The sequence below is a fragment of the bacterium genome (assembly GCA_035945995.1).
In the GTDB taxonomy this organism is placed as follows: domain Bacteria; phylum Sysuimicrobiota; class Sysuimicrobiia; order Sysuimicrobiales; family Segetimicrobiaceae; genus DASSJF01.
Genome location: DASYZR010000068.1, coordinates 1 through 9262, shown reverse-complemented (window position 1 = coordinate 9262; position 9262 = coordinate 1). Strand labels below are relative to the sequence as shown.

The 9262-nt window shown below is 65.3% G+C and carries 12 protein-coding genes and 1 tRNA gene; 7 read left to right on the top strand and 6 right to left on the bottom strand.

What is annotated here, in order from left to right; all coding sequences use genetic code 11:
- Together VGZ23_07080 and VGZ23_07075 are read left to right on the top strand one after the other, a co-directional pair.
- On the top strand, positions 1-180 hold a 180-nt coding region (locus tag VGZ23_07080; GenBank protein ID HEV2357356.1), incomplete at its 5' end, for a hypothetical protein.
- Positions 181-260: 80 nt separating this feature from the next.
- A complete protein-coding gene (locus VGZ23_07075) occupies positions 261-1259 on the top strand; it encodes a C-terminal binding protein (GenBank protein HEV2357355.1) in 999 nt (332 codons plus the stop codon).
- A gap of 748 nt (positions 1260-2007) precedes the next feature.
- On the opposite strand, the gene VGZ23_07070 is transcribed toward VGZ23_07075, so the two are convergent.
- The gene (locus tag VGZ23_07070; GenBank protein HEV2357354.1) at positions 2008-2445 is read right to left on the bottom strand and encodes a hypothetical protein; all 438 of its coding nucleotides are present in this window, start codon (positions 2443-2445) and stop codon (positions 2008-2010) included.
- A gap of 166 nt (positions 2446-2611) precedes the next feature.
- Between VGZ23_07070 and VGZ23_07065 the strand changes: the two genes are divergently transcribed.
- Positions 2612-3058 (top strand): hypothetical protein, encoded by a 447-nt coding sequence (locus VGZ23_07065; GenBank protein HEV2357353.1) that lies wholly within the window; start codon positions 2612-2614, stop codon positions 3056-3058.
- On the opposite strand, the gene VGZ23_07060 is transcribed toward VGZ23_07065, so the two are convergent.
- From VGZ23_07060 to VGZ23_07040, 5 genes are all read right to left on the bottom strand, one after another.
- Positions 3015-3221: a cold shock domain-containing protein gene (locus VGZ23_07060; protein HEV2357352.1), complete on the bottom strand. Its 207-nt coding sequence runs from the start codon at positions 3219-3221 to the stop codon at positions 3015-3017. The genes VGZ23_07065 and VGZ23_07060 overlap by 44 nt on opposite strands.
- Positions 3218-4270, bottom strand: coding sequence for a hypothetical protein (locus tag VGZ23_07055; protein HEV2357351.1), 1053 nt, complete (start codon positions 4268-4270; stop codon positions 3218-3220). Before VGZ23_07055 ends, VGZ23_07060 begins: the two co-directional genes overlap by 4 nt.
- An 18-nt stretch (positions 4271-4288) precedes the next feature.
- Positions 4289-5260: a pilus assembly protein N-terminal domain-containing protein gene (locus VGZ23_07050; protein HEV2357350.1), complete on the bottom strand. Its 972-nt coding sequence runs from the start codon at positions 5258-5260 to the stop codon at positions 4289-4291.
- A 47-nt stretch (positions 5261-5307) separates the two neighbouring features.
- A complete protein-coding gene (locus tag VGZ23_07045) occupies positions 5308-5685 on the bottom strand; it encodes a hypothetical protein (GenBank protein ID HEV2357349.1) in 378 nt (125 codons plus the stop codon).
- 83 nt (positions 5686-5768) lie between these two features.
- Positions 5769-6023, bottom strand: a complete 255-nt coding sequence (locus VGZ23_07040) for a hypothetical protein (GenBank protein HEV2357348.1) — start codon at positions 6021-6023, stop codon at positions 5769-5771.
- Positions 6024-7054: 1031 nt separating this feature from the next.
- Here VGZ23_07040 and VGZ23_07035 point away from each other — a divergent pair.
- The 4 genes from VGZ23_07035 to VGZ23_07020 all read left to right on the top strand — a co-directional run.
- Positions 7055-7288 carry a hypothetical protein gene (locus VGZ23_07035; GenBank protein HEV2357347.1) on the top strand — a complete coding sequence of 78 codons (234 nt, stop codon included), beginning with the start codon at positions 7055-7057 and terminating at the stop codon, positions 7286-7288.
- A gap of 696 nt (positions 7289-7984) precedes the next feature.
- Positions 7985-8422 carry a hypothetical protein gene (locus VGZ23_07030; protein HEV2357346.1) on the top strand — a complete coding sequence of 146 codons (438 nt, stop codon included), beginning with the start codon at positions 7985-7987 and terminating at the stop codon, positions 8420-8422.
- A 7-nt stretch (positions 8423-8429) separates the two neighbouring features.
- Positions 8430-8514 (top strand) — tRNA-Pro (locus VGZ23_07025).
- Positions 8515-8568: 54 nt separating this feature from the next.
- Positions 8569-9262: DUF3800 domain-containing protein (locus VGZ23_07020; protein ID HEV2357345.1), on the top strand; the 694-nt coding region annotated here is incomplete at its 3' end.

The following is a 9262-nucleotide window of genomic DNA, read 5'->3' as shown; positions in this document are numbered from 1 at the left end:
CGGCGGCGCTTTGAGGCCGCCCCGCCCCGGGAGCGCGGGGGCGCCGGCCTGCCGGGCCAGGAGGCCGCGGCGCCGCACGTCTTTACGCTCGACGAACGGCTCGACGGTCTCGCGGATCTCGTCGCGCGGCACGTGGACCTCGACCGCGTCCGCGCGATCGCCGGACTGACCCGGACGTAACGGGCCGCCGTCCCCGCCGCGGGATGGCGGCTGGCCGCACCGAAAGGAACACCCCCGGCCGGTCACAAACTCCCTCTGCAATGCCGTTTCTGGCCGTGATCACCGATCACGACTTCCCCAATCTCGACGACGAGGACGACGTCTTCCGGCCGCTCGGGATCGAGATGCGTGTGGCGAATGCGAAGGACCGCCGCGCGCTCCTCGCCGAGGTCGCGGCCGCCGACGCGCTCATGAACGAGTACGCGGCGGTCGATGCCGAGGTAATCGCCGCGATGCCGCGCTGCCTGGCGATCGTCCGGTACGGCGTCGGCGTCGACACGATCGACCTGCAGGCGGCGACCGCGGCCGGGATCTGCGTCGCCAACGTGCCGGACTATGGGACGCAGGAGGTCGCGCTCCACGCGTTCACGCTGGTCCTGGCCGTCCACCGGCGGCTCCGCACCTACGATGCCGCCCTGCGGGCCGGACGGTGGATGCCCGGGCCGGCCGTGACTCCTCCGATCCACCGTCTCCGCGGGCAGACGCTCGGCATCGTGGGCCTCGGGCGGATCGGGCGCATGCTGGCCGCCTACGCCGCGCCCCTGGGGATGCAGCTGCTGGCCTTCGACCCGTACCTGACGCGAACGGCGGCCGCGGAAGCGGGCGCCACGCTCGTCGATTACGGGACGCTTCTGCGCCAGTCGGACGTCGTGTCGTTTCACGCGCCGCTCCACACCGAGACGCGCCACCTGCTCGGGGAGGAGGAGATCAGCCTGCTCAAGTCCGGCGCGATCGTCGTCAACACGTCCCGGGGGGCGGTGATCGACACAGCGGCCCTCGCGCGGGCCCTGCGCGAAGGCCGCCTTGGCGGCGCCGGCCTCGACGTCTTCGAAGGCGAGCCGCTGCCCGCCGATCATCCGCTGCGCGAGGCGCCGAACACGATCTTGACACCGCATGTGGCATGGTATAGTGAAGAGGCTCGGCGGGCCCTCAAGCGGTCCGTCGCCGAAGAGGTCGCGCGGGTTGCGCAGGGAGAGTGGCCGCGCTCGCTCGTCAATGTCGACGTGCGGCCGCACGCCCGCCTGACGCGGGACCGCTAGGCGGGGGAACCTTGGGTTTGCCCCGAACGTATGGTGGGTAACCGGTAATTGAGGTGACATGGCTATGATGAAAGCCCTGACAACGGGTCTTGGTGTGTTGACAATTCTCGCCGTGACGGGCATGGCCACGCCTTCGGGCCAGGCAATGCTCGGACTGCGCCAAACGCAAACCCAGACGCCGGTGTCCGTGATCGCCGATCCGGGTCCGGCAAACACGACGCCGGCCGCGGTACCGACGCCGGTGCGCACCGCACCCGCGGCCGCTCCCGCGCCGGCCTCCGCTCCGGCAGTCTCACATGCCGTGGCGCCGGCAGGTCCGACAACGCCGGTCGCGCGTCCCGCGGTAACGCATGCCGCACCGGTCGCACGTCCCGCGGCTCCGACTTCCGCCCCCGCGGCTGCCGGGCCCGTACCGGCGGCGAGTCCGGTCAACGCCGGGGCAATCACCAACATTCTGCTCAACCTGCCTCAGGTGTTGCAGCCTACGCAGGGACGGCCCGGCGAAGCGGGCCCGGCGCCCGTGAACAACGATCAGTGGGTCCCGCCGGGGCACCGCAAGGCGAAGAAGGGCCAGGACGTTCAGTGGCCTGACGGCGATCCGGGCGAGCAGGGGCACTAGCGCGCTGTAGCGTTCGAAGCACGATCCGACGATAGCGGTGGCGGCCGCGGGGTAAGTACCCGCGGCCGCCACGTCATGTCTGCATGTTCGCGGAGCCCGGCGGTACCTCGGGCTCCGTGCACTACCCCGCTAGAACTTCAGGATCGGCAGCTGGTTCGGATCGGGTCCGCTCCCGGGGCCCATCTGCGGGAACCCCGGAATCTGCGGCCCGTCGTACGGCTGCATGAAGAAGAACTCCGGATTGCCGCCGTTGCGGGGCGCCGGCCCCGGACGCAGCTGATAGAGACGGCCCTGGTAGAAAAACAGGATCCGATCGCAGTTCTGCTGCGCGCCGGACCCTGGGAAGGGCGCCTGCGCGGGGTTGTTGCCGGGCTGGTTGGGGAGCGGGAAGAACTCGCGCGGATTGATGGGCGCGCCCTGCGCCGGCCGGACGACGATCTCGATGCGGCTCTGCACGCCGCCGTGATGCCGCGTCCACGTCATCGCGCCGGCGCCCAACGCAAGCACCGTTCCCACCGTGCCGATCGCGATCCCGAGCGCGAGCGTCCGTGCCGTTCGCCCGTCCATCGCCTGCCGCCTCCCGCACTATCGTGGTGAGCGTATGCTATCACAGCGAGGCGGCGCTTTCCTGGGCCGCCTCTACCCGTAGATTCCCCGCCTCCCCGCGGCCCCTATCGCGGGATCGCCGCCGCGTGTTTCAGGCTATGCTAGAATGGATGCGAGGTGAGTCTTCGTGGCCTTGATCTTCACGTTTCCGTGCGGCCGGTGTGGAAAGAAATACAGCATCTACTATCCCAAGACGTTCATTTATTCCGTCTACGGGAACGGGACGCCGGCCCAGGGACAGCGCGAAGACGCCGAAGAACAGGCGTCGGGCGCCATCGAGGCCGCGCGGCAGCACGCCGAGGCCTCGGGCAACGCGTGGATCGACGCCAGCCAGGTGTCCAAGATCACCTGCGTCTGCGGCAAGAACCTCGACCTGAACATCGCCAACCACCCGCGGGTGCCCCAGCGCAAGGCGCAGACCGCCGTGCGCCAGACCGGCGTCATCGCGTTCCCGGCGGTGCGCAAGGCCTCTCCGGCGCCGGCCCCTCCGCCGAACGGCGCGGCCACATCGCACGCTCCCGCAGCACCGGCTACGCCGGCTTCCGGGGGGCCTCACCGACGGCCAGACGCGTAATCTTCACGCCGCGCGGCGTGACGTCGGCTTCATATTCCACGGGTTCACCCGGTTCGAGCCGCCGCCGGCCGGCGCGCCGCAGGACGCGCCGGTGCACGAACACGTCCCGCCCTTCGGCGTCGATCACGAACCCGTAGCCCATCCGGCTGTCGAACCACTTCACGACCCCGCGTTCCACGGCGGTGCATTGGGCGCGGCGTCCGGCGGTTCCTCCGGCGCCGCCGCGCGCCGAGGCCGGCGGACCTCGACGGACGGCGTGAGATCGCGCAGGATGGCGTCGACCGACGCGGCGACGTCGTGATGAATCACGAACAGATCACGGCGCGCGAGCTCGACGACACGGTCGAACGCCGGCGGTTCCGTTCGTTCGAGAATGGTGTGGCGGTCCGCGTCCAACCGGGCGCGCTCCTCGGGCGACAGCAGGACCGGACGCGGGGACCCGATGAGACAGGCGAGGTCGGGATTGAGCACGACATCCTGCAGGCGGCGGCCGTGCGCCGTTGCGACGAGCTGCACACCGCGGCGGGCCATCGTGCGCGCGACGCGGGCATCCGCCTCGAATCCGATTTCGTCGACGATCAGCGATTCGGCGCCGTGGCTGACGACCGCCTGGAGGACGAGCTGCGCCTGCCGGTCTCCTGGCGTTGTCGGGCGGGACGGATCGAACAGCGGCACCTGGAGCCGGCGCGCACCGCCGATCGCGGCATGAGGCACCCGCCCGTCGCCGCCGATTTCGTTGCTCGTGTCCGCGATGACAACGCGGCGGCCGATGCGGTCGGCCAGCAGAGCCGCGGCCCCGCGCAGCACCGTGGTCTTGCCGACGCCCGGAGGTCCGATCAGCAACACGTGGTGCCCTTCGGCGAGTAGATCCGCGATCGGGTCCGCCGCTCCGTCGACGGTCCGCCCCACTCGGAACGTGAAGCCCACGATCTCGTGATACCGGTCCCGCACGCAGGCGATGCGGTGCAGCGTTCGCTCGATCCCCGCGCGGTTGTCTTCGCGAAACCTCGTCACACGGGCGATCACGTACAGCAGGTCCTCCGACGTGACTTCGCGCGATGCACGCGGCCCCGGCTCCCCATTGATGAACCGCAGCGCGGGCGGCCGTCCGAGGTCGACGACGATCTCCTCGAGGTCCGCCGGATCGCGCGGCGTCACGCCCGCCGCGATCCATCGCGGGATGAGCGCCAGCAAAGCGTCAATGTCGCGCACGCCGGGTCCGAGCAGATCTCAGGGTGCGGACGTGACGGGCAGCCGGTCGAGGCCGCTGAAGGTCCATTGGAGCACGATGGGCACCGGGGTGGACGGCGTCGTGCCGGCTCGGGCCGCCGGCGGAGCCTGGGCGGAGTTGGACGGTCCGGATGACGCCGCCGGGACGGGGAGGAGGGAAAGGACCAATTCGACCTGCCGCGCCGCCGGGAGCGCGACGTCGATGACGCCGGTCTCCGTCGCGCCCCGCGGTACGACATCGGGCCGCCTGCGATCCACGCTGTCGCGCGCCATCCCATAGGCCGCGGGGCGCCCGTCCGCCCGCACGAGGATCGTCGTGGGCCGGATCACGAGGTCGGCGTCGCCGCCGTTCGCGATCTCATAGCGGAACAGGATGCCGTTCGGGGTACGGGAGGCCGTGAACACGGCGCGTACCGGTCCGACCGACTGCCGGAGCTGAATCGTCGGTACCGGCGGCGCTGCGGCGGTTGGCGCCGGAGAGGCGGGTGCTGGAGGGGACAGGGCCGGAGGGGATGGGGCCGGAGGGGATGGGGCCGCTGCTGCGACGGTGTGTGCCGGATTCTGAGGCACCGCGCCGGTTGTCCCGTGGACGGCGGACGCGGGTGGCACAGCGGGGGCCGCACCCGTGTGCGCCTGCGTGACTACAAACACGACGTCCGCCGTACGGGGCCCCGGACCGATCTCGAGATTCCACACAGTCGTGATGTCGCCGAGCCAGATCACCATATTGGTCGTTCCAGCGTCGGTCTGCGGTTGCAGCACTACGTCGAACACGTCGGCGCCCCGGTGCACCGGCGCGGCACTTACCAGCCGCGGATCGCCGACGGCGACCGTGTCGATCCGTCGGTCCGCGCGCACGATCGTCGCAAATCCCGGTTGGAGATGGAGGGAAGTGCGGATCGTTCGTTCGTGCGCGTAGACGGTCAGCGCGGCCGGACCGGCCGCGGCGGAGACCGCGCTGCCGTATGCCACAACCCCGGCCGCCGCACAAGCGACGCCGAGGCAAGCGGCCAACAGTCTCAGCCGCGTTCTCTGAGAAACTGCTCCATTCGTTCGGTGCCCCATTGGGAGATGTTGCGACCTTCCATTAATAGCTTGCTCTTCAGGCGGCGAATCTTGTCTTGCTCGATCGGCACGGCGATCGCGGCCAGCGTGCTCCGATCGACGCCTTTGAAGAACCGGAGCCCGCCTGTGGCAGGCTGCCGGGTCCGATGCGACGACACTTCCTCGTCCACCCAATGCCGGATCACATCCTGCATCAGCCGCCCCTCGAGGATCAGCCGGGCCCGAAACTTGCGATGCAATTCCTTTGGAACGTGGATGCCCATCTTCGCCTCGCCCCGCGCCCGCGCGTCGCCGGGTTGCCGCTCGGCGCGCTCCCGCGACCGTCCCCGCATGCCGGACCTCCATGGACCGATGTCAGGACATCTATAATTTTAGATGAACCGACATCAGTCCGCAAGAGCAAAGCCGCCGGCCGTCAGTGGACCCCCTGGCATCGACGCGCGCGGAGCGTGCGGGCGATCTGGCGAAGGCGCTTCAAAGTGACGTCGTGCAGCCGGGCGACCTGTACGATGATGAGCGTCGGGTCTTCACCGTTGTCCGCCAGACACTCCATCATCGAGCAGAACAGCGCCTGCGGCAGTCGCGTTGCGCAGTCCAGCGCTTCCTCGACTGTGAGCGCTCCTGTCCGCTCGGCGCCCTTGACCTGCTCCCACAGCCTCTCGAAGAGCATGCCCTTTTCCCCCGCCGTGCGGCTTCCGCTTTCGGACTCGATGCTACCCGGTCCGGCCGCGAAGAACAAGCAACGTCGAGAACTGGCGGAGTTGACAGAGAGGACCGGGCGCCGAGCCCAATGTGCTGCGCCAACATCACCGCAGGTGGGTGGTTGGCACCCTGAGCTCTTGGGTTGGGAATTGTATACTTGACAAACCCAGACTGGTTGGATAGGCTGTGAACCGGAGACCAGCGCGGCAGCGAAATGGGCAGGCGAACGTGCCGAGCCCATTTTCGCTTTGGTACACGACGTACATCGAGGCTGGCATACGCCGTCAGGTCAGATTACTCCGCGACAACGGATTCAACACCACCAGTTCATGCGCTCATCGGATGGATGTTGTGGCCAATGTCCTACCCGGAGGAGAAATTCAACGCTTACACGATCTTCTCGTTCAGAACGGTTTCAAGGAGTTCACCATTTACCAGCGACATGAATTGCGGAACGGTGTGACTTTCAGCGAGTTGTGCGTTCACTTCGGGAAGCCCACGAAAAAACTCAGATCCCTGGCTTGGTGGGTAGACGAGAATATCGACCAGCCGCCCAGGAAGGAGCAGCGGGGCGCCTGAATCAGATGTGAGTGACTATCGTCCCAGCGAGTTTAGGTCCTTACAATGTCGGCAGAGCCTATAACCGCCCGTTCCCAAATGACTGACTAACGTCCCTGTCGGTTCAACTCCGCGCAGTTGTGGCAGAGCCTGTAGTTGTTCCTACCGGGACGTCGCTCATTCTGTGGTATGTCGCGGCCAGAAGGACATGCGCTGTTGTTGTGATAGACACGCTCCGATTGCGGTTTCGTGGCTTCATTGATGGAGTAGAAATCGGCTGTCGGCGGCATCGGCTAACCCCTCCTCCTATTGTTTTGGGTGATTATATCACACGTGGAATGATGTCAGGCATCAGTATCCTTGGTCATTCCAGCGAAACTATAGTCTAAGGCCGGGCAAGTCTGGGCATGAAGAGCCAGGGGATTAGGGAGGGGTTCAGTGATGTCTACCGACAAGTCAGGTCAAGAAAAACGGGACACGTCGATTGGCGGCGCGTGGAATCGCGCCCAGTTCGAACTCTCGATGAAGTCGATCGACGCCTTCGGCTTTTCCCCTCGGGTCGCTGAGTATTGCCGAGCGCACGCACGGGCCACGAAGCGCCTGCCCCATCAACTGGTCATCGAAATCGTGGAGGAGGCGGTCGCGCGTGCGAGCCGGACGGGCTTGACGGGCTGAGCCCCACTAGTGGGAGCCGAGGTTCATCAAGACGGGGGGATCTGCGATGGCGAGAAAAGGCACGAAGCGACGGGTGGCAAAAACTGCTTCGCAACTGCTTAGAAAGTCGAAATCCCGAAGAGTAGGAAGTGTGGCTGCGAGTGCGCTCGCGCAAAGGCGTCGCCGCGCCAAACGGCGTCGACGGTAGATAGTCCGCTACAACAAGCAAGCCGAGCGGGTCAAGACTTCTTGGCCCGCTTCTTCTTTGGGCCGGCCTTCTTTGCAGGTTTGACTTGTAGCAGCGCGGTCATGGTCTCCTCGAAGGACAGGCCGCGAAACGAGATGGCCTTGGACCTACCCCGTGGATGTGGATAACTCGACTTACCAGCAGGCCTTTTTGAAGATTCGGTCAATTTTCTTCACCGGTTTCGGCCGGTCTGTGTTATAGTGACCGTAAACGTGCGACGGACGGTCCCCTGCCAAGAGTCCCGTCCGCCCACGTTGCGCTGGGGTAATCGGGAGGGTCGTTGGTGTGACACCAACGGTCTTTTCCGTTGGTCGGCTTACGCCGGGCCAGCGGCCTTCCCGCACCCAGCCTATAGGTTACAAATGACAGCAACAACGTGACAAGGGGAGGCCGGAAGAAATACATGACGCTCGAAAACTGGTTCGGAAATTGACACAAGCCATGTACACGAAGTTGGGGGTGTGTCCCTAATGCGACAGAGCCCAAAAGTCGAACGCACGGTACGGCGTGAAATCGCGTCCCTACGACGCCATATAGAGAAGAGCCAGAAGCGGCTCGCGACACTCGAAAGATTCTACGCCGAGTTGCAGGGCGTAGAGACAGCCAATCGGCAGCCGGTTCTCAAGGTACCGCTCAAGGGCCCGCACCAGGAACCGCCGCGGCGGGTGGGTCCGAGCCAGCTTGCTGTGGCGACAATCATCGGCAACAACGGATCCCCGATGAGAATCGCTGAGATCGCCAACAAGGCGTTCCAGAGCGGCGAGATCAAGAGCGCCATCGGATACAAAGGCGTTTACAACATCGTCCAGACGATACTGAAGCGCGACAAGATCAACTTCGTCAAGGTTGGCCCAGGTACGTATGCTATCAGCGGAAGACCAGACCGGGTTGTCCGACTTGTGCAGTAGAGGACGCGCGGGCGTGCCGGAACAGGCAGACGGGGCGCACCTGGGATGCGCTGGGGTAATCCCCCGTGTGAGTCCGAATCTCACCGCCCGCATCATCCGTGCTATGTGACAGGATTGGGACAAAAGTCTTAATCGGGGGAACGGGGATGCGGATATACGTCGACGAGTCCGGCACACAGGCGAACGTTCCGTGGCTCGTGATTGGGATGCTCTTTGTCCCCGACCACGCATCCCTGCATCCGGAACTATGTCGAGTCAAAGACGAGCATAGATATTTCAACCATTCGCCAAAATACAGCGCCCGGTACAAGGAAACACACTTGGCTGAGTTTGGGTCTCACCATGACCGCAACGTTGCATTTGGTTGGATCAAGCATTTTATGGCTCATAGTTGTTACTTTCGCAGCATCGTCATAGATTGGTCGACTTGGCAGGGCCGGTTTTGGGGTGATCCGTTTGAGCCGGACGCTCTCAAGAAACGACGTGCCTACAAGAAGTGGACTGAAATGCTTCTCCACCCAGAGACGGTGGGCTTTCGGGGCGGCACTCTCTATCTCGACGCCCTTCAGGTCCTGCATGGATATGATGTACTCGACCATCTGAAGGACCGTTTCACGAAGAATTACGAAGGCCCGATGCCGTGGATCTCGGATTTTCAGGTAACGGATTCGTGGAAGGACGCGAATCAGTGTCTTCAACTGGCCGATCTGTTGACGGGGTGTGTGTACCGTACTCTTGTTCCGGCAGACCCGCGTACGAAACGCGGTCTCTTGAAAGAGCAGACCGTTCAGTACTTGTATGATGGTCTAAAAGCGTTCGGCGTACATGATAAGGGCCCGA